Genomic DNA, 23,474 nt, shown 5'->3' on the forward strand with positions numbered 1-23,474 from the left:
CCAGCTTAAGGCCCAAGGCGCAAATGAAACGATCTGCTTTCTTTATTTCCGACGGCACCGGCATCACTGCCGAAACGCTGGGACAAAGCTTGTTGGCACAATTCGAGAGCATCGGGTTCAACAAGTTCACGCGACCGTACATCGACACCGTGGACAAAGCGCGCACCATGGTACAGCAAATCAATACCGCCGCAGAACGCGACGGCGTGCGCCCGATCATCTTCGACACCATCGTCAACCAGGATATCCGCGAGATCCTGGCTACCTCCAACGGCTTCATGATCGACATCTTCTCGACCTTCCTGGCGCCGCTGGAACAGGAGCTGACCGCCCATTCGTCGTATTCGGTGGGCAAATCGCACTCGATCGGCGGCAACTCCAACTACATGGAGCGCATCGAGGCGGTGAACTTCGCCCTGGACAACGACGACGGTGCGCGCACCCACTACTACGACAAGGCCGACCTGATCCTGGTGGGCGTATCGCGCTGCGGCAAGACCCCCACCTGCCTGTACATGGCCATGCAGTTCGGCATTCGCGCAGCCAACTACCCGCTGACCGAAGACGACATGGAGCGCCTGCAGTTGCCACCGGCCTTGAAGAACCACCAGCACAAGCTGTTCGGCCTGACCATCGACCCCGACCGCCTCACTGCCATTCGCCACGAGCGCAAGCCCAACAGCCGCTACGCCAGCTTTGCCCAGTGCGAGTTCGAGGTGCGCGAAGTGGAGAACCTGTTCCGGCGCGAGAACATTCCCAACATCAACTCCACGCATTTTTCGGTGGAAGAGATATCCGCCAAGATCCTGGTGGAGAAAGGCGTGGAGCGGCGCTTCAAGTAAGCCGCCCGGCCGGCCTTGCCGGCGCAACGGCCCACCCCGCCAAAAGAAAGCCCCGGCACAGGCCGGGGCTTCTTTTTACCTGCTACACACTCACGACGGCACCGCCGCCGACTGCCCGCTCAGCGCCAGGTCAACCAGCTCGCGGTTGGCCACCGCGTACATGGCGTAATCGGTGCCGGTGGCCGCACGCAGCTCATCGAGCATCGCGCGCCAGCGCTCCACCATCACCGCATGCTGCGCCAGCCACAAGGCAACCCGCGCATCCATGTCGGCAGGCGCATCGACCATCTGCAACACGGAGATGGTGATGGCGCGCTGCTGCAGGTCGATGTCATCGCGAAACGCTTCACGTGCCAGTGCCTGCCAGTTGTTCTCCACCGGCAGGTTGCTGATTTCCTGCAGGTACCAGGTCAGGTCCAGCGCGCTGCCCACGGCGAAGAACGCCTTGGCCACCTCGGCCGGGTCCTGGCCGGTCACATCGGAGGCCTCGATGATCGGCAACAGGGTGTACAGGTGCGTAGTGCCAGCCACCATGCGCGCCAGCAGCTCCGGCACGCCGGCTTCGACGAAGCCCTGGTAGCGGGTCATCCAGCGCTCGCGGGTCGGCCCCTCCAGCAGTTCGTCCAGCTTGAGCCCCAGCGCCGCGATCTTGGGCCCGAAGTGGGCCACGTCACGCCCGGCATCCTGCTCGTTGCGACGGCTGCGCAGGAACCAGCGGGTGGCCCGGCGGCCCAGGCGCATCAGCTCGTCCATCAGCGTCAGCTGCACTTCGGCGGGCACCAGGTAGTCCAGCGCCTCGATCTGGCGGAACCAGTGCGGCAGGTGGAAGATGTCGCGCACGATCACGTAGGCACCGGCCACGTTCGCCGGGCTCATGCCCGTGGACTCCTTGAGCCGCTGCACGAAGGTGATGCCCATGTTGTTGACCAGGTCGTTGGCGATCTGGGTGCTGACGATCTCGCGCTTGAGGCGATGGCGACGCATGGCCTCGGCGAACTTGTTCACCAGCGACGGCGGGAAGGCTGTCTCCATGTCGCGGGTCAGGTAGTCGTCATCCGGCACCAGCGACTGCAGCAGGGCTTCCTTGAGGTCGATCTTGCTGTACGAGATCAGCACCGACAGCTCGGCCCGGGTCAGGCCCTGGTTGGCCGCAATGCGCTCGGCCAGTTGCTCTTCGGTAGGCAGGAACTCGATGGCCCGGTCCAGCTTGCCGCGACTTTCCAGGTCGGCCATCAGGCGCTTGTACTCGGAAATCCGCTCACGCGCCCGGCGCGCCGCCAGCGACAGTGCCTGGGTCTGCTTGTAGTTGTTGCCCAGCACCAGCGCAGACACTTCGTCGGTCATGCTGCCCAGCAACTGGTTGCGCTGCTTCTCGGTCATGTCACCGGCCTGCACCACCTCGTTGAGCAGGATCTTGATGTTGACCTCGTGGTCGGAGCAGTCCACGCCACCGGCGTTGTCGATGAAGTCGGTGTTGGTCGCGCCGCCGTTGAGGCCGAACTCGACCCGACCCAGCTGGGTCATGCCCAGGTTGCCGCCCTCGCCCACCACCTTGCAGCGCAGCTCGTTGCCGTCCACGCGCAACGCGTCGTTGGCCTTGTCGCCCACATCGGCGTGGCTCTCTTCGCTGGACTTGACGTAGGTGCCGATGCCGCCGTTCCACAGCAGGTCGACCGGCGCCTTGAGCAGCGCATTGAGCAGCTCGGTCGGGGTCAGCTTGTCGGCCTCGATGGCAAAGCGTTCCTTCATCTGCGGGCTGATGGCGATGCTCTTGGCACTGCGCGAGAAGATCCCGCCACCTTCGGACATGATGCTGGTGTCGTAGTCGCTCCAGGCCGACCGCGGCAGGTCGAACAGGCGCTTGCGCTCGGCAAAGCTACTGGCAGGCTCCGGGTTCGGGTCGATGAAGATATGCAGGTGGTTGAAGGCGGCCACCAGTTGCAGCTTGTCTGACATCAGCAGGCCGTTGCCGAACACGTCGCCGGCCATGTCGCCCACACCGACCACGGTGATCGGGTCCTGCTGCACGTTGATGCCACGCTCGCGGAAATGGCGCTGCACGCCAACCCACGCACCACGGGCGGTAATCCCCATCTTCTTGTGGTCGTAGCCGGCCGAACCGCCCGAGGCAAAGGCGTCTCCCAGCCAGAAGCCGTAGTCGATGGCGATGCCGTTGGCGATGTCCGAGAAGGTCGCGGTGCCCTTGTCGGCCGCCACCACCAGGTACGGGTCGTCATCGTCGTGACGCACCACGTTGACCGGCGGCACCAGCACGCCATCCTTGAGGTTGTCGGTAATGTCCAGCAGGCCGGAAATGAAGATGCGGTAGCAGGCGATGCCTTCGGCCTGGATATCGTCGCGGCTGCCGCCCAGCGGCAGCCGGCGCGGCAGGAAGCCACCCTTGGCACCTACCGGCACGATCACCGAGTTCTTCACCTGCTGCGCCTTCACCAGGCCCAGCACTTCGGTGCGGAAGTCCTCTTCGCGGTCCGACCAGCGCAGCCCGCCGCGTGCCACGTTGCCAAAGCGCAGGTGCACGCCCTCGACCCGCGGCGAATACACGAAGATCTCGAACTTGGGCACCGGCTTGGGCAGCTCGGGAATCAGCCTTGGGTTGAACTTGAAGCTGAAGTACGACTTGGCCTGGCCATTGGCGTCGGTCTGGTAGAAGTTGGTGCGCAGGGTGGCCTTGATCAGGTCCAGGTAGCGACGCAGGATGCGGTCTTCGTTGAGCACCTGCACGTCGTCCAGCGCGGTCAGGATCGCCTGTTCCAGGCGTTGCTGCTTGTCGTCCAGGTCATCCCCGGCCAGCTTGCGCGCCAGGTAGAAGCGGGTCTTGAACAGCCGGGTCAGCTCGCGGGCGATGTCGGTATGGTTGTTCAGGGTGCTGGCGATGTAGCCCAGGTCGAAGCCCAGGCGAATCTGCTTGAGGTAGCGGGCATAGGCGCGCAGCAGCGCCACGTCGCGCCACGGCAGGCCGGCGGTCAGTACCAGACGGTTGAACGCATCGTTTTCGGCGTCGCCGTTGACGATGTGCACGAAGGCGTCCTGCAGGGTGTCGTTGAGCTGCTGGATATCCAGGTTCAGGCCTTCGCTGTAGGTGAAGGCAAAGTCATGAATCCAGAACTCGCGGCCATTGCTGTGGCGAAGACGGTACGGGAACTCGCCCAGTACGCGCAGGCCCAGGTTTTCCAGGATCGGCAGCACGTCCGACAGCGCCAGCGGGGTGTCGGCGTGGTACAGCTTGCAGTGCAGTTGCTGTTTGCCGGCCTGGGTCAGCGGCTGGTAGAAGCTCATCACCAACGGCTTGCTGTCGGACAGGGTCAGCAGGTGCTGCATGTCCACCACCGCCGAATGCGCGGCAAAGCGCTCGCGGTAGCCGGCCGGGAAGCCTTTGGGGAAGTCGGCCAGCACATTGGTGCCCTGGGCCTCGCCGAAGCTCTCGACGGTCAGGCTGGCATAGTCGTCCTGCCACGAACGGCAGGCCTGCACCACTTCGTTTTCCAGCTGCTGGGGGTCGATGTCGATGCGGTTTTTCGGGTCGACTCGCAGAATCAGTTGCACGCGGGCCAGCACCGACTCGGAGAAGAAGGTCCAGAACTCGCAGTCGCTGGCCTTCAGGCGCTCCATCAGCACCTGCTGGATCTTCTGGCGCACCTCGGTGGAATAGATGTCGCGCGGCACATAGGCCAGGCAGTAGCAGAAGCGCCCGTAGGGGTCCTTGCGCAGGAACACGCGAATCTTGTTGCGCTCCTGGATCTGCACGATCGACATCACGGTGCTGAACAGCTCGTCCACCGGGGTCTGGAACAGGTCGTCGCGCGGCAGCACCTCGAGTACCTGGGCCAGCTCCTTGCCCAGGTGGGCCTTGGCGTCGAAGCCCGAACGGCGCTCCACTTCGGCGACCTTGCCGCGAATGTACGGGATCACCCGCACACTTTCGCCATACACCGACGAGGTGTACAGGCCCATGAAGCGGCATTCCTTGATCACCTTGCCGTCGGCGTCCAGCTGGCGGATCGACACGTAGTCCGGGTAGGCCGGGCGGTGCACGCGGCTGGGGTGCGCGGCCTTGGCGAACGACAGCAGCAGCGGCTCGTTGAGGTAATTGACGGCGTAGTCTTCGATGCGCAGGTCGTCGGCGCTGAGGCCGCTGCGCAGGCGGCGGGTCAGGCCGAGGAAGGACTGCTCGTCATACTCCAGCTGGCCGCCCTGGGCGTCGGCCTTGACCACGAACTCTTCGTAGCCCAGGAAGGTGAAATGGTTGCTCACCAGCCATTGCAGGAAGCTCTTGACCTCGTCCTTCTCGGCAGCGGCCGGGGCGTAGGCCGTGTGGTCGATCAGCTCGAGCAGCTCGCGCACCTTGGCCTTCATCGGCTCGAAATCGGCCACCACCACGCGCACTTCGGCCAGCACCTGCTCCAACTCGCGGGCCAGCAGGTTGAGCTCGGCGGCATTGGCGCAGCGGTCGATCTCCAGGTACATCAGCGATTCCTGCAGGATGCCCTCACCCTGGGTGCCCTTGGGCAGAATCTCCAGCAGCTCGCCCTTGGCCCCGCGACGCACGCTGAGCACGGTGGTCTGCAGGGTATGGATGCTGTAGCCGCGGCGGTTGAGCTCGGTACGCACCGAGTCGACCAGAAACGGCAGGTCATGGTGCAGCACTTCCACGGCCGTGTGGGTGGACTGCCAGCCGTGGCGTTCGTAATCGGGGTTGTAGACCCGAACCTGGGGTTCGGTGTGGTCGAAGCGTTCGATGATGCGCCAGGCCGAGAGGGTGCAGCCGGCCAGGTCGGAGAGGCGACGCTGGGTCAATTCGTCAAGAGAGATGATGCCAAAGAACTGCTCGGCAAACAGCGCCACTTGTGGCAGTGCCTGTTCCCCGATGTGCTGCGCCAGGGCCGCCTGCAGTTGATGCTGGAAGTCGGCTTTGCTGGCTGCGGTGAAAAACGCCATCTGTGGTACTCCGCTTGGGCTTGTTATTGAGTGAAGCGTCGCGCACATGCCGTCATGCTCGGATCAACCATAGCCAACCACACGCTGGGTGTCGTCGGGTTGTCCATCGACAGGGCAGCTTAACGACTGGCCGGTCACCCCTGCTTGCGATGCTGCGACATATTCGGTCAATCAGCGGCAGGCGGCGATTTATCCATTGACCGAAGACTGGCACACTCGCGTTTCACTTCTTGACCACCGAGCCGTCCATGCAACTGACCACCCCCCTGCTCTTCGCCACCCCCTGCGATGATGAAGAAGACAACATGGCCACCCTGTGCTGCCACAGCGACAAGGGCCAGATGTTCCTCATGACCCGCTACCCGGACGAAGACACGGTGGACATCACCCTGGATGACGAACCGAGCACACTGGACGGCATCAAGGTCACCCTCAGTGCCAGGCGCCTGCTGATCGAAGTGGCGCCGGGAGACGCCGACGTGTTCAACGGCGCCGATCATCTGGAAATCACCCTCAGCAGCGACGGCACCGACCTCGCCGAAGTCGAGCAGACCCTGCAGAACATCCTCAAGGGCACCGGCACCTACGTCAGCGAGCTGTAACCCCGTCAAGGAGCCCCCATGCCCCAGCCGATCTTCGACGCCCACTGCCACATCATCGACCCGCGCTTCGCGCTGGTGCCCAACAACGGCTACCTGCCCGAGGCCTTCACCACCGAGGACTACCTGGCGGCCGTCACGCCGCTGGGCATCTGCGGCGGCGCGGTGGTGTCGGGCTCGTTCCAGGCCTTCGACCAGGGCTACCTGCTGGCCGCCTTGAAACAGCTGGGCCCAGGCTACGTGGGGGTGACCCAGGTGCCGGTCGGCATCAGCGATGCCGAGCTGCTCGCGCTGGATGCCGCCGGCGTGCGAGCGCTGCGCTTCAACCTCAAGCGCGGCGGCTCGGCGCAGGCCGATCAGCTCGAAGCCATGGCCCTGCGCGTGTTCGAACTGGCCGGCTGGCACGTCGAGCTGTACGTCGATTCGCGCGAGCTGGGCGAGCTGACCCCGCTGCTGCGCCGCTTGCCGGCGGTAAGCATCGATCACCTGGGCCTGCGCCGCGACGGCCTGCCGGCGCTGCTGCAACTGGCCGAGGCAGGTGTGCGCATCAAGGCCTGCGGCTTTGGCCGGGTCGATTTCGACGTGGTCAAAGCCCTGCGCGACATCGATGCCGCCAACCCCCACGCCCTGCTGTTCGGCAGCGACCTGCCCTCCACCCGCGCACCGCGCCCGTTCGACCCGGCCGATATCCAGCTGATCCGCCACACGCTGGGCAGCACCAGTGTCGAGCGCGTGCTGTGGGGTAACGCACGGGCGTTCTATCGCCTGCAACCCCAGGCACATTCTTGACAACATGCAACTGCACGGGCATTGTCTGACAACCTGACCTACTGGCTTTATCCTTCATGCTCGAGCTTCAACGCCCCGACACCCTGGTGGAACGCGTCGTCAGCGCCATCCGCACCGAGATCGACTCGGGGCGCCTGGCTGCCGAAGCACGCCTGCCCACCGAGCAGCAACTGGCCGAACAGCTGAATGTCAGCCGCTCGGTGGTGCGCGAGGCGATCTCCCAGCTCAAGGCCGATGGTGTACTGATCGCCCGGCGCGGGCTGGGCTCGTACATTTCGCAGAATCCGACCGGCACGGTGTTCCGCTTCCCCAGCAACAACGGGCGCAGTGCCGACCTGGTGCAGATGTTCGAAGTGCGCCTGTGGATTGAAACACAGGCCGCTTCGATTGCCGCCCAGCGCCGCGACCAGGCAGACCTGTCGCGCATGGCCAAGGCCCTGCAGGAGATGATCGACAAGCGCAGCCAGTTCGACGTGGCCGCGGCTGCCGACGTGGAGTTTCACCGCGCAATTGCCGAAGCCAGCAAGAACGACTACTTCGTCGCCTTCCATGACTTTCTGCGCGGCCAGCTGGCTGCCGCGCGCAAGACCGCGTGGGAGAACTCGGCGGCGCATTCGGTGGGCGGCTCGGCCGACGCCAATCGCGAACACCAGGCGCTGTACCAGGCGATTGCCGACGGTGACCGCCAGCGCGCCGCGGCCTGCGCCGAAGCGCACCTGCGGGCCTCGGCCAAGCGCCTGAAGCTGGACCTGCCAGCCATGGAATGAACATCACGTGACGGGCGCTGCGGGTCAGCGCCTTTTTCTTCGCACTACTTAGTCTGACAACCTGATAACCAGATAAGAATACCAAGGTGACCCCTGCATGATTTACGACTACTGCATCATCGGCGGCGGCATCGTCGGCCTCGCCACCGCCATGGCGCTGCTCAAGCGCCAGCCTGGCGCCTCGCTGGTCATCCTGGAGAAGGAAACCACACTGGCCCGGCACCAGACCGGCCACAACAGCGGGGTCATCCACGCCGGCATCTACTACGCACCCGGCAGCCTCAAGGCCGACCTGTGCAAGCGCGGCGCCCAGGCCACCAAGGACTTCTGCGACACCCACGCCATCAAGTACGAGGTGTGCGGCAAGCTGCTGGTGGCGTCCAACCCGCTCGAGGTGCAACGCATGCAGGCGCTGTACGAGCGCTCGCAACAGAACGGGCTGAAGGTCGAGCGCCTGGATGCCGCCGAACTGCGCCGTCGTGAGCCGAACATCGTCGGCCTGGGCGGGCTGTTCCTCGATGCCACCGGCATCGTCGACTACAAGCAGGTGTGCCAGGCCATGGCCAAGGTCATCCAGGCCGCCGGCGGCGAGATCTGCCTGGACACCCGCGTGGCGGCGATCGCCGAAAGCGGCGACAGCGTCACCATCAGCAGCGAAGACCGCGTATGGCGCGCCAGGCAGCTGGTCGCCTGCGCCGGCCTGCAGTCGGACCGCCTGGCGGCGCTGGCCGGGGTCAGGATCGACCACCAGATCATCCCGTTTCGCGGCGAATACTTCCGCCTGCCAGCCACCAAGAACCAGATCGTCAATCACCTGATCTACCCGATCCCCGACCCGGAGCTGCCGTTTCTGGGCGTGCACCTCACCCGCATGATCGACGGCAGCGTCACTGTCGGGCCGAATGCGGTGCTGGGCCTGGGCCGCGAGAACTACGGCAAGTTCTCGATCAACTGGCGCGACGTGGCGCAGTACGCCAGCTTCCCCGGCTTCTGGAAAACCCTGTGGAACAACCTCGGTTCGGGCACCACCGAGATGAAGAACTCCCTGTTCAAGCGCGGCTACCTGGAACAGTGCCGCAAATACTGCCCTTCGCTCGAGGTCGACGACCTGCTGCCCTACGAGGCGGGCATCCGCGCCCAGGCAGTGATGCGTGACGGCACCCTGGTGCACGACTTCCTGTTCGCCGAGACCCCGCGCATGGTCCACGTGTGCAACGCACCGTCGCCGGCAGCCACCTCGGCCATCCCGATCGGCGAAATGATCGCCGACCGCCTGCTCACACCACGCTGATCCGCATTGCTGCACGGGCGCCCGCCGCCCGCTTGAAAATAACTACAAAGACCAACAAGGAATCTCTCGATGTCGGTACATGAAGCGGTCACCACCGCAACCGAAACCCCGGAACAGAACAGGAAGCGCCTGCGCAAGGTCGCGGCGGCCACCATCTTCGGCTCGATGCTGGAGTGGTACGACTTCTACCTGTACGCCACCATGGCGGCCATCGTGTTCTCGAAGATCTTCTTCGACGCCAGCAACCCTCAGGTTGCCTCGCTGCTGGCCTTCTCCACCTTTGCCATCGGCTTTATCGCCCGCCCGTTCGGCGGCGTGCTGTTCGGCTACCTGGGCGACCGTTTCGGGCGCAAGCAGGTACTGGTGGTGACCTTCTGCATGATGGGCCTGTGCACCACCCTGATCGGCCTGATCCCCAGCTACGCCAGCATTGGCATCTGGGCGCCGATCATCCTGGTGCTGGTGCGCATCATCCAGGGCCTGGGCGCGGGCGCCGAGCTGTCCGCCGCGGCCGTGACCAGCTACGAGCATGCCAGCGAAGGCAAGCGCGGCAGTCAGGGTGCCTGGCCTGCGCTGGGGCTCAACCTGGGTCTGCTGCTGTCGTCGCTGACCGTGTACCTGCTGACCATGAACGGCAACGACTTCCTGCTCTCGGGCGGCTGGCGCATCCCGTTCATCTGCAGCATCGTGCTGGTGGGCGTGGGCTTCTGGGTACGCCGCAGCATTCCGGAAACCCCGCAGTTCGCCGAACTCGAGCAGGCGCCGAAAAAAGCCAAGGTGTCGCCGCTCAAGGCGCTGTTCAAGAACGACCTCAAGGGCCTGGCCGTGGTGTTCTTCGTGGCCATCGGCTACAACGCCCTGAGCTATATCTTCAAGACCTTCTCGCTGGCCTACCTGACCCAGTTCAAGGGTGTGGAGGCCCACGTGACCTCGCTGTCGGTGACCATTGCCAGCCTGGTGGCGATCGTGGCGGTGCCATGCTTCGGCTGGTTGTGCGACAAATGGAGCAGCAAGGCCGTGCTGATCATGGGCGGTCTGTTCTCGGTACTGTTCGCGTACCCGTTCATGGCCCTGCTCAACACCGCCGAGCCGCTGATGATCTACATCGCCATCGCCATTGGTACCGGCCTGCTGGCGCCGATGATGTTCGCCCCGCAGGGTTCGTTCCTCAGCCGCCAGTTCCCCACGGCCACGCGCTCATCGGGCTTTGGCACCGGGCGCGAGATCGGCACCGCGGTGGCCGGTGGCCTGGCGCCACTGGGCGGCCTGGCACTGGTGGCCAGCTCGCCGACCCATTCGACCGACGGCGTGGTGGCGATCCTGGCGATCGCCGCAGTGTTCGTGGTGGTGTTCGCCCTGTGTGACCAGGGGCGCAAGCACTCCAGCTTCAAGAACTGACTCGCCTGGCTAATCATCGCGGGTCAAGCCCGCTCCCACAAGAACAGCGCCGACCTTGTGGGAGCGGGCTTGACCCGCGATGGCGGCACCGATGATTTGTGATCTGCGCTCAAATTTACCCACCCACCATTAGTCGCCGCACCCCCGGATGGATTAAAGTATCAGCCCCTGCCCGGGCGTTGTTGCCCTCCCCCCGGGCGCACGCCCAGGAACCGTCCCGATGGAACATCGTGAAGCGCTCATCGCGCTGCGCACCTTTCTCTCCACCCAGATTCTTGGCCAGGAAAAACTGGTCGAGCGCCTGCTCATCGTGCTGCTCGCCGATGGTCATATGCTGGTGGAGGGTGCGCCGGGCCTGGCCAAGACCAAGGCCATCAAGGAACTCGCCGAAGGCGTCGAGGCGCAGTTCCACCGCATCCAGTTCACCCCCGACCTGCTGCCCGCCGACATCACCGGCACCGAAATCTATCGCCCTGAAACCGGCAGCTTCGTGTTCCAGCAGGGTCCGATCTTCCACAACCTGGTGCTGGCCGACGAAATCAACCGCGCCCCGGCCAAGGTCCAGTCGGCCCTGCTCGAGGCCATGGCCGAGCGCCAGGTCAGCGTGGGGCGCAGCACCTACGAGCTGTCGCCCCTGTTCCTGGTGATGGCCACGCAGAACCCCATCGAGCAGGAAGGCACCTACCCGCTGCCCGAAGCCCAGCTCGACCGTTTCCTGATGCACGTGAAAATCGGCTTTCCCGATGCCGCCGTGGAGCGGCGCATCCTGCAGCAGGCCCGCGGCGAGGCGCTCAACGGCGAAACCAAGCCCGAACGCCGGGTCAGCCAGCAGGCGATCTTCGCCGCACGCAAGGAGATCCTCGGCCTGTACATGGCCGACGCAGTGGAGGAGTACCTGGTGCAACTGGTGATGGCCACCCGCACCGGTGCCAAGTACGACGCCGAACTCGGCGACTGGATCGCCTACGGCGCCAGCCCGCGCGGCTCCATTGCCCTGGACCGCTGCGCACGCGCCCACGCCTGGCTGGCCGGACGCGACTTCGTGAGCCCCGAAGACATCCAGGCGGTGCTGTTCGACGTGCTGCGCCACCGCATCATTCTTTCGTTCGAGGCCGAAGCGGCCGGTATCGACCAGGACCGGGTGATCCAGCGCATCCTCGACGTCGTCGCCGTGGCCTGAAGCCATGCCTCTTTCAGCGCAGGCCGAGCCCGGCATCCGCATCGGCCTTTCCGAGCTGATCGAGATGCGTCATCGCGTGCGCGAGGTGCAGCTGTTCTCCGCCCCTGGGCAACGCAGCCCGCTGGTGGGCCTGCATCACTCGCGTCTGCGCGGGCGCGGCGTGGACTTCGACCAGGTGCGCGTTTACCAGGCCGGCGACGATGTGCGCAATATCGACTGGCGAGTCACCGCCCGCACCCAGGAACCCCACACCAAGCTGTTCCACGAAGAGCGCGAGCGGCCCATCTTCATTTTGGTCGAACAGAGCCGACGCCTGTTCTTCGGCTCCGGGCTGATGTTCAAGTCGGTACTTGCCGCCCAGGCCGCCGCCCTGATCGGCTGGGCCGCGCTGGGCCACAACGACCGCATCGGCGGCCTGGTGTTCGGCGACAACGAGCACTATGAAATCAAGCCACGGCGCAGCAAGCAGAGCCTGCTGCAACTGCTCAACCGCCTGGCGCGGGTCAACCAGTCGCTGCACACCGAGGCCCAGCCCCAGGGCGACAACCTCAACATCGCCCTGCGCCGCGCCCGCGAAGTGCTGCGCCCGGGCAGCCTGGCCATCGTGATCTGCGACGAACGCGCGCTCACCCCCGGGGTGGAGCAACAGATGAGCCTGCTGGCGCGCCACTGCGACCTGCTGCTGCTGCCGGTGTCCGACCCACTCGACCACGCCCTGCCCGCCGCCGGCTTGTTGCGCTTTGCCCAGCGCGGCGCACAGCTGGAGCTCGATACCCTGGATGCCAACCTGCGCAAGAGCTATCGCCAGCAGAGCGAGGCACGCATCGAACGCTGGGAACTGCTGGCCCAGAAACTGCGCGTGGTGCTGATGCCCTTGAGCACCCAGAGCGAAATGATCGAGCAACTGCGCGAATACCTCGACCCGCAACGCTCGGGTAAAAGCCGATGAACCCACTGGACGCACTGCAACCGCTGATCGCCCCCGCCCCCATCGGCGCGTGGCCGCCCGCGCCGGGCTGGTGGGTGCTGCTGGCATTGCTGCCCGTGCTCGCCTGGGGCCTGTGGCGGCTGCGTCACTGGCGCCCGCGCAAGGCTCCGCTGCCACGCGCCGAACAACCGCTGGAACCGATCCGCATCGCCGCCCTGGCAGAGCTGGCGGCGCTGCCCAAGCCCTACGACGGCGCACCGGCCGGTGCCTGGCTGCAGCAGATCAACGCCCTGCTCAAACGCCTGTGCCGCAACCACTACCCCGACAGCCACAGTCACACCCTCAACGGGCGCAAGTGGTTGGCGTTTCTCGACAACCGCTGCCCGGCCGCCGGCCTGACCCGCTGGATGGTACTGGTGGAAGGCGCCTACAAGCCCGTGTGCCGGCTTGACGACAAGGCCATCGCCGGGCTCAACCAGGCGGTCGACACCTGGATTCGCAAACATGTTTGAACTGGCCTGGCCGTGGGTCTTCGCGCTGTTGCCGCTGCCGTGGCTGGCCCGTCTGCTGCTGCCGGCCGCCGACAGCGGCGAACCGGTGCTCAAGGTGAGCTTTCTGGACGAGCTCGAAGGCCTGGCCGGGCGCCGCGCGCGGCTCAACCTGCCGACCTGGCGCCAGCAGGCGCCGTTCGTGCTGGTGTGGCTGCTGTTGCTGTGCGCCGCCGCACGCCCGCAATGGCTGGGCGAGCCGCTGCCGGTGGCCGCCAGTGGGCGCGACCTGCTGGTGGCGGTGGATGTATCCGGCTCGATGGACTTCCCCGACATGCGCTGGGACGACGAGGACGTCAGCCGCCTGACCCTGGTCAAGCAACTGATGGGCGACTTTCTGCAAGCGCGTGAAGGCGACCGCGTGGGGCTCATCCTGTTCGGCAGCCAGGCCTACCTGCAGGCCCCGCTGACGTTCGACCGACGCACCGTGCGCAGCTTTCTCGACGAGGCGCAGATCGGTATCGCCGGCAAGAACACCGCCATTGGCGATGCCATCGGCCTGGCGGTCAAGCGCCTGCGCATGCGCCCTGCGCAAAGCCGCGTGCTGATTCTGCTGACCGATGGCGCCAACAACGGCGGGCAGATCCATCCGCTGACCGCCGCGCGCCTGGCCGCCCAGGAAAGCATCAGGATCTACACCATCGGCATCGGCGCCGACCCGGACGAAACCGGCACCGCCGGCATGCTCGGGCTCAACCCGAGCCTGGACCTGGACGAAGCCTCGCTCAGGGAGATCGCCGAGGTCACCCACGGCGCCTACTTCCGCGCCCGCGACGGCAACGAACTCAACGCCATCGGCCAGACCCTCGACCGCCTCGAGCCGGTAGCCCAGCAACCGACCCAGGCGCGTACCGCGCATGCCCTGTACAGCTGGCCGCTGGCCCTGGCGCTGGGCCTGAGCGTACTGCTGGTGGTGCGCGATCGCTGGCCCGACAACCTGCTGCAACGCCTGCTGCGCCGGCCGCACTTTCTGCAGCCGCATCCCGAATGGCGCGAGCGCCTCAAGCGCCTGCGCCTGCGGAGGCGTCGATGATCGAGCTCTGGCCCCAATGGTTGCGCCCGGCCTGGCTGTTGCTGCTGCCGCTGCTCGGCTGGCTGCTGTGGAAGCTGTGGCACCGGCAAAAGCGCGCCGGACGCTGGCAGATGATCCTGCCCGCGGCGTTCCATGCCGTGCTGCTGGGCGGCGGCAATGGCCGCGACAGCAAGCTGCCGTGGATCGCCCTGGGCCTGGCCTGGCTGCTGGCCGTGCTGGCCCTGGTCGGCCCCAGCTGGGAGCGCCTGGAAGAGACCCGCCAGCGCGCCGCCGACCCGCTGGTGGTCATGCTCGAACTGACCCCGCAGATGCTCGCCGACGACACCCCGCCCAACCGCCTGCAGCAGGCCAGACGCAAGCTGCTCGACCTGCTCGAACACCGCCGCGACAGCCAGACCGCGATCATCGTGTATGCCGGCAGCGCACACACCCTGGTGCCACTGTCCGACGACCTGGCCACCAGCCGCAACCTGCTCGACGCCCTGGACCCCGCCATCATGCCGCAACCTGGTCAGCGCGCCGACCTGGCGGTACGCAAGGCGCTGGCACTGCTGGCCCAGGGCGCGCTGGGCCAGGGGCGCCTGCTGCTGATCGGCTCCTCGCTCAGCCCGCAGGAACGTCAGGGCATCACCCAGGCACTGGGGCGTCATGGTCCCAAGCTGCTGATGCTGGGCGTGGGCACCCCCGAAGGCGCGCCGGTCAGGCAGACCAACGGCGAATACCTCAAGGACGTGGACGGGGCAATCCTGGTTCCGCGCCTGGACAGCGCCGAGCTCAAGGCCTTCATCAACAGTACCGGCGGGCGTTACCGCAAGGCGCGCATCGACGACCTCGACCTGCGCGGCCTGGGCCTGTTCGACAATCCCCAGGCGCTGCGCGCCGACGGCCAGACCCTGCAACTGGACAGCTGGGCCGACCAGGGCTACTGGCTGCTGATCCCGCTACTGCTGCTGGCCGCGTGCGCTGGCCGGCGTGGCTGGCTGTTCTGCCTGCCGCTGCTGCTCGGCCTGCTGCCGCAACCGAGCTACGCCTTCACCTTCAACGACCTGTGGCTGCGTCCCGACCAGCAGGGCCAGCGCCTGCTCGAACAGCAGCGTCCGGCCGAGGCCGCCCGCCACTTCGAAGACCCGCAATGGAAAGGCATGGCGCTGTACCAGGCTGGCGACTATGCTGGCGCCGCCCGTGAATTCGCACGGGCCAGCAGCGCCAGCGCCCATTACAATCGCGGCAATGCCCTGGCCCGCAGCGGCGAACTGGAGGCGGCCGTGGATGCCTGGGAGCAGGCCCTGGAGCTGGAGCCCGAGCTGGAAGCGGCCCAGGCCAACAAGGATCTGGTCGAGCAACTGCTGCGCCGCCAGCCCGAACAGCCCCAGCAACCGCCGGCCACCGAAGACCCGCCTCAGGGCCGGCCCGACCTGCCGACCGATTCGGCCAGCAACGGCCAGCAATCGAACAGCAGCGACAGCAGCCAGGGCGATGCCAAGGCCGGCGCCGGCGAAGACACCGCCACCGCGCCAGAGCACGCGCACAACGCCAGCGAGCCGCCGGACGAAGACACCACCCGGCCACCGCAGCGCCCCGTCGACAGCAGCCTGGATGCCGAGCAGCGCCAGGCCCTGGAACAATGGCTGCGCCAGATCCCGGACAACCCGTCCGAGCTGTTGCGCCGCAAGTTCTGGTACGAACAGCAACTGCATCAGGAAAGCCCCAAATGATCCGCGTCTGCGCCCTGGTTTTCAGCTTCTTGTTCGCCCTGCAGGTGCAGGCGGCGACGCTGCTCGCCAGCGTCGACCGCAGCCGCCTGATCGCGGGCGAAACCCTGGAGCTGACCCTGGAAATCGAAGACGTGACCCAGTTCGGCAAGCCCGACCTGACCCCGCTGCAGGCCGACTTCGAAGTGCGCGACACGCGCCAGGTCAACAGCCTCAAGAGCCTCGACGGCCAGACCCAGGCCAATACCCGCTGGATCATCACCCTGCGCCCGCGCCAGAGCGGCACGGTCCAGGTGCCGGTGCTGCACCTGGGCGAGGCGCAGAGCCAGCCGGTGACGTTGCAGGTACTGCCGGCCGAGGCGGCCAGCGACATCAGCCAGGCGCCGGTGAGCATCGATGCCAGCCTGGACGCAGACAGCGTGTACGTGCAGGCCCAGGCCGTACTGACCCTGCGCATCTACCACTCGGTGTCGCTTTACGATGACAGCAGCCTCAGCCCGCTGGTGATCGCCAATGCCCGGGTCGAACCGCTGGGCGAGTCGCGCACCTATGAAAAACTGATCAACGGCGTGCGCTTTGGCGTGATCGAGATGCGCTACGCGATCTTCCCCCAGCAAAGCGGCGCACTGAGCATACCCGCCCTGACCTTCAGCGCCACCAGCGCCGACGAGCCGGCCCAGGGCGACAGCGGCGCGGCACGTGGCAAGCAGGTACGGGTCAGTTCCACGCCGCTGCCCTTGCAGGTGCTGCCGATACCGGCCGAGTACCCCGCCGACCAGCCGTGGCTGCCGGCACGCAGCCTGAGCCTTGAGGAACGCTGGAGCCCGGACCCGGCGCAGACCCCGACCCAGATCGGCGACTCGCTGACGCGCAGCGTGATCCTCAGCGCCGACGGGCTGTCCAGTGCGCAACTGCCACCGCTGCCCGCCACCGAAGTCAACGGCCTGCGCCGTTACCCGGATCAGCCGCAACTGCGTGAAGAGGTCAGCGAACGCGGGCTGGTAGGCCTGCGCGAGGAACGCGAGGCGCTGGTGCCGACCCACAGTGGCGCACTGGAACTGCCGAGCCTCGAGGTGGTGTGGTGGAACACCCGCGAACAGCACGTGGAGCGCACCAGCCTGCCGGCGCGCGGGTTGAAGATCGAAGACAACCCCGCCCTCACGGCAGACACCCCGGCCAGCGTCGTCAACCTCGAGAACCGGCCGCTATGGCCGTGGCAACTGAGCACGCTGCTGCTGGCCCTGACCACCCTGCTCGGCTTCGCCCTGTGGTGGCGCGCACGCTCGCAGCCGGCGGTAATGCGTGCGGCGCAGAGCGGGCCGAGCCCGCGCACCCTGCTCGACGACCTCAAGCGTGCCTGTCAGGCCAACGACCCGCAGGCCACCCGCCAGGCGCTGGATGCCTGGGCCCGCCAGCAGCCCGAGACCCTGGCCGAGATGGCGGCGCGCTTCGTGCCGCTGTCGGATGCGCTGGACGGGCTCAACGGCGCGCTGTACAGCGAGAGCGGGCAATACTGGCAGGGCGATGAACTGTGGCGGGCGATCGGCACCATTCCCGCAGCCGAGCAGGCGCAGCCGAGCGCCGCCGAGAACGGCAGCCTGCCGCCGCTCTATCCCAAATAACGCGGCGCCTGCGCAGGGGCTATCGCAGCCCCCAAAACCTGCCACCCGCGTTACCATAGCCGGCTACCGGCTCGACCTTCACGGGACTTCCAATGCGTCTGTTTCACACCTCCGACTGGCACCTGGGGCAAACCCTGCATGGCCAGGAGCGCGACTTCGAACATGCCTGCTTTCTCGACTGGCTGCTCGGCCAGCTCAAGCTGCGCCAGCCTGACGCGCTGCTGATTGCCGGCGACATCTTCGACACCGTCAACCCGCCGGTCAAAGCCCAGGAGCGCCTCTACGACTTCATCGTCCAGGCCCACGAACAGCAGCCCAGGCTGAACATCGTGATGATCGCCGGCAACCACGACTCCGGCTCGCGCATCGAATTGCCCGCACCGCTGATGCGCCGTCTCAGGACCTACGCCCTGGGTCGCGTGCACTGGCTCGACGACGGCCAGCTCGACAGCGAGCGCCTGCTGGTGCCGCTGACCAACGCCAAGGGCAAGGTGACCGCCTGGTGCCTGGCCCTGCCCTTCCTGCGCCCGGCCGAAGTCACCGGTGCGCACCTGGGTGACGACTACCTGCGCGGCATCGGCCAGGTGCACGAATGGCTGATCGAGGCCGCCCTCAAGCAACGCAAGCCTGGCCAGGCGCTGATCGCCGTGAGCCACGCACACATGGCCGGCGGCTCGGTATCAGAAGACTCCGAGCGCAGCCTGATCATCGGCAATGCCGAGGCCCTGCCCGCCAGCCTGTTCGGCAGCCAGATCAGCTACGTTGCCCTGGGCCACCTGCACAAGCCGCAGAAGGTCAACCGCGAAGACCGCATCCGCTACAGCGGCTCGCCGATTCCGCTGTCGTTCTCCGAAATCGGCTATCAGCACCAGATCCTCGAAGTCGAACTCGACGGCGCCACCCTGACCAGTGTCGAACCGCGCCTGATACCGCGTGCCGTGCCCCTGCAACGCCTGGGCCCGGCGCCGCTGGTGGAGATTCTCGAACAACTCGGGCAACTGCCCCAGGTCGACCTGCTCGACGACCCGCAGCGCCAGCCCTGGCTGGAGGTGCGGGTGCGCCTGGACGAACCGCAGCCCGACCTGCGCCAGCAGCTCGAAGCCTGCCTGCAAGGCAAGGCCGTGCGCCTGGTACGCATCGCCGCCGAATACGCCGGCACCGGCGCCAGCGACGGCGAGGACGACACCCGCCTGATCGAGCTGGGCCAGCTCAGCCCCCACGACCTGTTCAGCCGTGCCTGGGAACAGGCCTACGGCACCGGCGTCGACGAACAGACCCTGGCCGACTTCGCCCTGCTGTTGCAGGACGTGCAGCAGGAGGAGGAACAGCCATGAAGATTCTTGCCATTCGCCTGAAGAACCTCGCCTCCCTGGCCGGCCCGTTCAAGATCGACTTCACCTGCGAGCCGCTGGCCAGCGCCGGCCTGTTCGCCATCACCGGGCCGACCGGGGCCGGCAAGAGCACCCTGCTCGACGCCTTGTGCCTGGCGCTGTTCGGCGCGGTGCCGCGGCTGAACAACATCGGCCGCGAGACCAAGCTGCCCGAGGTCGACAGCGAAATACTCACCAGCGACCCGCGCACCCTGCTGCGCCGCGGCACCGGCAGCGGCTTTGCCGAAGTCGACTTCGTCGGCATCGACGGGCGCCATTACCGCGCGCGCTGGGAAGCCAACCGCGCCCGTGACAAACCCACCGGCAAGTTGCAGGGCAGCCGCCAGAGCCTGCACGACCTGGACAGCAACCAGTTGCTGAGCAACCAGAGCAAGCGCGAATACGAGCAGATGATCGAGGCCCGCCTGGGCCTGAACTTCGAACAGTTCACCCGCGCCGTGATGCTGGCGCAGAGCGAATTCAGCGCGTTCCTCAAGGCCGACGACAAGGAACGCAGCGAACTGCTCGAAAAGCTCACCAACACCGCCATCTACAGCCAGCTGGGCCGGCGCGCCTACAGCAAGAGCAAGGAGGCCGAAGAGGCGCACAAGGCGCTCACCGACCAGGCCCAGGGCGTGATGCCGATGGCCGAGGAGGCACGCGCCGAGCTCGACCAGCGCCTCGCCGAGGCGCAGCGCCAGCTCAAGGCCGAACAGGCCCGCCTGCGCCTGCTCGAACAGCAGCGCAGCTGGTTCGCCGAACTCAAGCAGTTGCAGGACCAGCAGGCCGCCGCCAGCGAGCAGTTGCACAGCGCGCAGCAACAGTGGACGCAGTTGCAGGGCGAACGCCTGAACCTGAGCCGCCTCGAACAACTCGCCCCGCAGCGCCATCAGTTCGCCCGCCAGCGGGAGCTGGCCAGCCAGCTCAGCCCACTGGCAGCGAGCATCCAGCAGCAACGCCAGCAGCAGGCCGCGTTGCAGCAACGCCTGCAGCAGCTTGAACAGGCGCAGCAAGCCGCCGGTGAGCACCTGGCCACGGCCCTGGCCCGGCAGACCGAGTGCGCGCCGCTGCTGCGCCAGGCCTTCGCCGAGCAGCAGACGCTGGCGCGCCTGGAGCAGGAACTTGACCAGCGCAACGTTCAATGTCAGCACGCCGAACAAGCCAGTCGCCAAGGCCAGCAGCAGATCCAGGCGCTGATCGAGCGCCAGCAGCTCACCCACCAGCGCCTGGCCCAGGTCGACGAGCAGTTGAGCCAGAGCGCTCACCTGGCCAGCATCGGTGATGCCTGGAACGCCTACCGCGCCCAGTTGCAGCAACTGATGCTGGTCGGCAACCGCCTCAGCCAGGGCCGCGAGGAGCTGCCCGGCCTGCAGCAGCGCGCCGATGAGTGCGCACGCCAGTTGCAGGCACACCGTGAAAGCCTGGCCCTGCTCTACCACGAGGCCGGCGCCGAGCCCGAGGCGCTGGCCGAACAGATCGACCTGCTCGGCACCCTGCTGCAGGACAACCGCAAGCAGCAGCGCGCCGTCGAAGAGCTGTCCCGCCTGTGGGCCAGCCAGCAGGAGCTGACGCAACGCGCCCAGGCCCTGCGCGAGCGCCAGCAGGCAGCCCAGCAACAGCGTGAAGGCCTGATCGCCGAAGGCCTGCAGGGCAAGACCGAGCTGACCGCCGCCGAACAGGCCCTGCAGGTCACCCGCCAGGTGCTCGAACGTCAGCGCCTGGCCCGCAGCGCCAGCGTCGAGGAACTGCGCGCGCAGTTGCAGGACGACCAGCCCTGCCCGGTGTGTGGCAGCCAGGAGCACCCCTATCACCAGCCCGAAGCCCTGCTGCAAAGCCTCGGCCGGCACGACCAGACTGAAGAGGCCGGCGCCCTGCAGGCGGTGGAGGCGCTCAAGCTCAAGCTCGACGAACTGCGCAGCACCCTGGGCGGCGTGAATGGCCAGATCAAGGAGTACCTGCACCAGCAGGAACAACTGGCCGTCCAGCAGCAGGCACTGGCTCCTGGCCTGGAGGCGCACGCGCTGTATGCGCAACTCTCGGCACAGGATGTGGGCGAGCGCTCGGCCTGGCTGGAGCATCAGCTACGCCGCCTGAACGACGACATCGCCCGCGACGAGCAACGCCTCGCTACCCTGCTGACCCTGCAGAAAGACGCCGCCCGTGTGCAGCAGCAGGTGCAGGCGAGCGTCGAGGCGAACCAGCAGGCCGCGCAGCACCTCAGCCAGCAACAGCATGCGCTGCAGGCCGACGACGAACACCTGGAGCAGGCGCTGGCCGGCTTCGCCACGCTGCTGCCAGGCGACATTCTCGACGCCTTGCGCCAGGAGCCCGCCGCGACCTTCCTGCAACTGGACCAGCAACTGGCCCAGCGCCTGGAGCTGCTGGACCGGCAAAAGGACGAGCAGCAGGAGCACGCCGAGCGTCAGCAGCAGCTTGAAAAGACCCAGGTGCAGCAACAGGCGCTCGAACTCAGCCATCAGGCCGTGCAGCAGCAGGTCGATGCACTGCGCACCCAGCAGCAACAGGCCCGCGACGCCCTGACCGCGCTGATTGGCGAGCATGCCGGTGCCGAGCACTGGCAGCAGCACCTGGAACAGCAGGTGGAGGCAGCGCGCAGCGCGCAGGCAACGACCGGCCAGCAGTTGCAGCAGGCCCAGGCCCAGGCCATCGAGCGGGCTGCCGAACTCAAGGCAGACGAACAGCGTCTGGGCGCCCTGGAGCAGGAAAGCCAGCAACTCGACCACGCCATCGGGCAATGGCGCCAGGGTCACCCGGAACTCGACGATGCCGGGCTGGACCAGCTGCTGGCGGTGGATGACGAGCAGGTCAGTCAACTGCGCCAGCGCCTGCAACAGGCAGAAAAGGCCATCGAGCAGGCCGGCGTGCTCGTCGCAGAGCGCGAACAGCGCCTGCAGCAGCATCAGGCCCAGGCCAGCGGCGAGGTACCCGCCGAGCAGCTGGAGCAGGCGCTGAGCGAGCTGCAGCAACACCTGGTGATCAGCGAACAGCAGTGCGCCGAACTGCGCGCCGAGCAGGCCGACGACCAGCGCCGGCAACTGGCCAACCAGGCCCTGGCCGAGCGCATCGCCCAGGCCTATGCCCAATGGCAGCGCTGGGCACGCCTGAACGCGCTGATCGGCTCGGCCACCGGCGACGTGTTCCGCAAGATCGCCCAGGGCTACAACCTCGATCTGTTGGTGCACCACGCCAACGCCCAGTTGCGCCAGCTGGCGCGGCGCTACCGGCTCAAGCGTGGCGGCAGCGCGCTGGGGCTGCTGGTACTGGATACCGAGATGGGCGACGAACTGCGTTCGGTGCACTCGCTGTCCGGCGGCGAGACCTTCCTGGTGTCGCTGGCACTGGCGCTGGGCCTGGCCTCGATGGCCTCGAGCACCTTGCGCATCGAGTCGCTGTTCATCGACGAAGGCTTCGGCAGCCTCGACCCGGAGTCGCTGCAACTGGCCATGGACGCGCTGGACGGCCTGCAGGCCCAGGGCCGCAAGGTGGCGGTGATCTCCCACGTGCAGGAAATGCATGAGCGGATCCCGGTGCAGATCCAGGTGCGGCGCCAGGGCAATGGGTTGAGCACGGTGGAGGTCAGCGGATGATCCTGTATTCGTTCCGCCGCTGCCCCTACGCGATGCGTGCGCGCATGGCCTTGCGCTACGCCGGTTGCCCGGTGCAGATCTGCGAAGTGAGCCTGAAAGCCAAGCCGGCCGACATGCTGGCGCTGTCGCCCAAGGGCACGGTGCCGGTGTTGAGCGTGGACGGTGAGGTACTGGAGGAAAGCCTGCAGATCATGCACTGGGCGCTGGCCCGGCATGATCCGCAAAACTGGGCGCTGCGGGACGACCCGAACGCAGCGCAGCAGGCCACGCAACTAATCGAGCGCAATGACACGCTGTTCAAGCAGCAGCTCAATCACTACAAGTATGCCGAGCGTTACCCGGAGCAGTCGCGCGAGACGTATCGTGCGCTGGCCGAGGCGGTACTGCTGGACCTGGAACAGCGCCTCGAGCGGCAGGCCTACCTGGTGGCGGCGCACCCGAGCATTGCGGACGTGGCGCTGATGCCATTCGTTCGCCAGTTTGCCGGGGTCGAGCCTGACTGGTTTGCCACAGCGCCCTACCCGCGCTTGCGCGTGTGGCTGCAGGGGTGGCTGGAGTCGGCGCTGTTCAAGGCGATCATGGCACGCTGACCAGCGAAGGGGCCGGTACTGACGCTACAAGGTCAGCACCGGAAACGATCAGTGCTGGACCTTGTGATCCAGCGCCGCATAGAAATTCGCGCTTTGCTGCAGGTACTTCTGGGTGTAGCTCGGGGTGGAGGATTTTTTCTCGCGGATCTCGACCTGGGCGCCGGCAGGCAGCACCACGGAGGCAGAAATGGCCGAAGCCGCGATAACCGAAAAAAGATTGAAGTTCATGGCAATGCCCTCG

General features: G+C 66.6%; 17 protein-coding genes. 15 read left to right on the forward strand and 2 right to left on the reverse strand.

Annotation, left to right across the window (positions count from 1 at the left end; genetic code table 11):
* Positions 1–23: 23 nt before the first annotated feature.
* Positions 24–842 carry a posphoenolpyruvate synthetase regulatory kinase/phosphorylase PpsR gene (gene ppsR, locus FW760_RS16795; RefSeq protein WP_043864615.1) on the forward strand — a complete coding sequence of 273 codons (819 nt, stop codon included), beginning with the start codon at positions 24–26 and terminating at the stop codon, positions 840–842.
* A 90-nt stretch (positions 843–932) separates the two neighbouring features.
* Here ppsR and FW760_RS16800 read toward each other — a convergent pair whose 3' ends face one another.
* Complete coding sequence (locus FW760_RS16800) at positions 933–5,798, reverse strand: NAD-glutamate dehydrogenase (RefSeq protein ID WP_116055061.1); 4,866 nt, start codon at positions 5,796–5,798, stop codon at positions 933–935.
* Positions 5,799–6,046: 248 nt separating this feature from the next.
* Here FW760_RS16800 and FW760_RS16805 point away from each other — a divergent pair, with 248 nt between their 5' ends.
* The 14 genes from FW760_RS16805 (at position 6,047) to FW760_RS16870 (ending at position 23,233) form a co-directional block, all read left to right on the forward strand.
* Positions 6,047–6,400, forward strand: coding sequence for a hypothetical protein (locus FW760_RS16805; RefSeq protein ID WP_043864617.1), 354 nt, complete (start codon positions 6,047–6,049; stop codon positions 6,398–6,400).
* Positions 6,401–6,418: 18 nt separating this feature from the next.
* Positions 6,419–7,186 carry an amidohydrolase family protein gene (locus tag FW760_RS16810; RefSeq protein ID WP_116055063.1) on the forward strand — a complete coding sequence of 256 codons (768 nt, stop codon included), beginning with the start codon at positions 6,419–6,421 and terminating at the stop codon, positions 7,184–7,186.
* A 56-nt stretch (positions 7,187–7,242) separates the two neighbouring features.
* Complete coding sequence (locus tag FW760_RS16815) at positions 7,243–7,953, forward strand: FadR/GntR family transcriptional regulator (RefSeq protein WP_116055065.1); 711 nt, start codon at positions 7,243–7,245, stop codon at positions 7,951–7,953.
* Positions 7,954–8,050: 97 nt separating this feature from the next.
* On the forward strand, positions 8,051–9,244 hold the full coding sequence (gene lhgO, locus FW760_RS16820; RefSeq protein WP_043864620.1) for an L-2-hydroxyglutarate oxidase: 1,194 nt from the start codon (positions 8,051–8,053) through the stop codon (positions 9,242–9,244).
* 69 nt (positions 9,245–9,313) lie between these two features.
* Entirely contained in the window at positions 9,314–10,642 is a 1,329-nt protein-coding gene (locus tag FW760_RS16825; RefSeq protein ID WP_043864621.1) for an MFS transporter, read from the forward strand.
* Between the two features lie 220 nt (positions 10,643–10,862).
* Positions 10,863–11,822 carry an AAA family ATPase gene (locus FW760_RS16830; RefSeq protein ID WP_043864622.1) on the forward strand — a complete coding sequence of 320 codons (960 nt, stop codon included), beginning with the start codon at positions 10,863–10,865 and terminating at the stop codon, positions 11,820–11,822.
* A gap of 4 nt (positions 11,823–11,826) precedes the next feature.
* On the forward strand, positions 11,827–12,771 hold the full coding sequence (locus FW760_RS16835) for a DUF58 domain-containing protein (protein ID WP_054916213.1): 945 nt from the start codon (positions 11,827–11,829) through the stop codon (positions 12,769–12,771).
* On the forward strand, positions 12,768–13,262 hold the full coding sequence (locus tag FW760_RS16840) for a DUF4381 domain-containing protein (protein WP_116055067.1): 495 nt from the start codon (positions 12,768–12,770) through the stop codon (positions 13,260–13,262). The genes FW760_RS16835 and FW760_RS16840 overlap by 4 nt, the downstream gene beginning before the upstream one ends.
* A complete protein-coding gene (locus FW760_RS16845; protein WP_054916214.1) occupies positions 13,255–14,331 on the forward strand; it encodes a vWA domain-containing protein in 1,077 nt (358 codons plus the stop codon). The genes FW760_RS16840 and FW760_RS16845 overlap by 8 nt, the downstream gene beginning before the upstream one ends.
* Positions 14,328–16,046, forward strand: coding sequence for a vWA domain-containing protein (locus tag FW760_RS16850; protein WP_078479579.1), 1,719 nt, complete (start codon positions 14,328–14,330; stop codon positions 16,044–16,046). The genes FW760_RS16845 and FW760_RS16850 overlap by 4 nt, the downstream gene beginning before the upstream one ends.
* Entirely contained in the window at positions 16,043–17,665 is a 1,623-nt protein-coding gene (locus tag FW760_RS16855; RefSeq protein ID WP_088514246.1) for a BatD family protein, read from the forward strand. The genes FW760_RS16850 and FW760_RS16855 overlap by 4 nt, the downstream gene beginning before the upstream one ends.
* A 92-nt stretch (positions 17,666–17,757) precedes the next feature.
* Complete coding sequence (locus tag FW760_RS16860; protein WP_116055069.1) at positions 17,758–18,999, forward strand: exonuclease SbcCD subunit D C-terminal domain-containing protein; 1,242 nt, start codon at positions 17,758–17,760, stop codon at positions 18,997–18,999.
* Positions 18,996–22,643 (forward strand): AAA family ATPase, encoded by a 3,648-nt coding sequence (locus tag FW760_RS16865; RefSeq protein ID WP_116055071.1) that lies wholly within the window; start codon positions 18,996–18,998, stop codon positions 22,641–22,643. Before FW760_RS16860 ends, FW760_RS16865 begins: the two co-directional genes overlap by 4 nt.
* On the forward strand, positions 22,640–23,233 hold the full coding sequence (locus FW760_RS16870) for a glutathione S-transferase (RefSeq protein WP_043864630.1): 594 nt from the start codon (positions 22,640–22,642) through the stop codon (positions 23,231–23,233). The genes FW760_RS16865 and FW760_RS16870 overlap by 4 nt, the downstream gene beginning before the upstream one ends.
* Positions 23,234–23,281: 48 nt before the next feature.
* Here the strand turns inward: FW760_RS16870 and FW760_RS16875 are convergent, their stop codons facing one another.
* A complete protein-coding gene (locus FW760_RS16875) occupies positions 23,282–23,461 on the reverse strand; it encodes a hypothetical protein (protein WP_043864631.1) in 180 nt (59 codons plus the stop codon).
* Between the last annotated feature and the right edge of the window lie 13 nt (positions 23,462–23,474).

It is taken from the genome of Pseudomonas sp. 1176_21, from assembly GCF_052850635.1.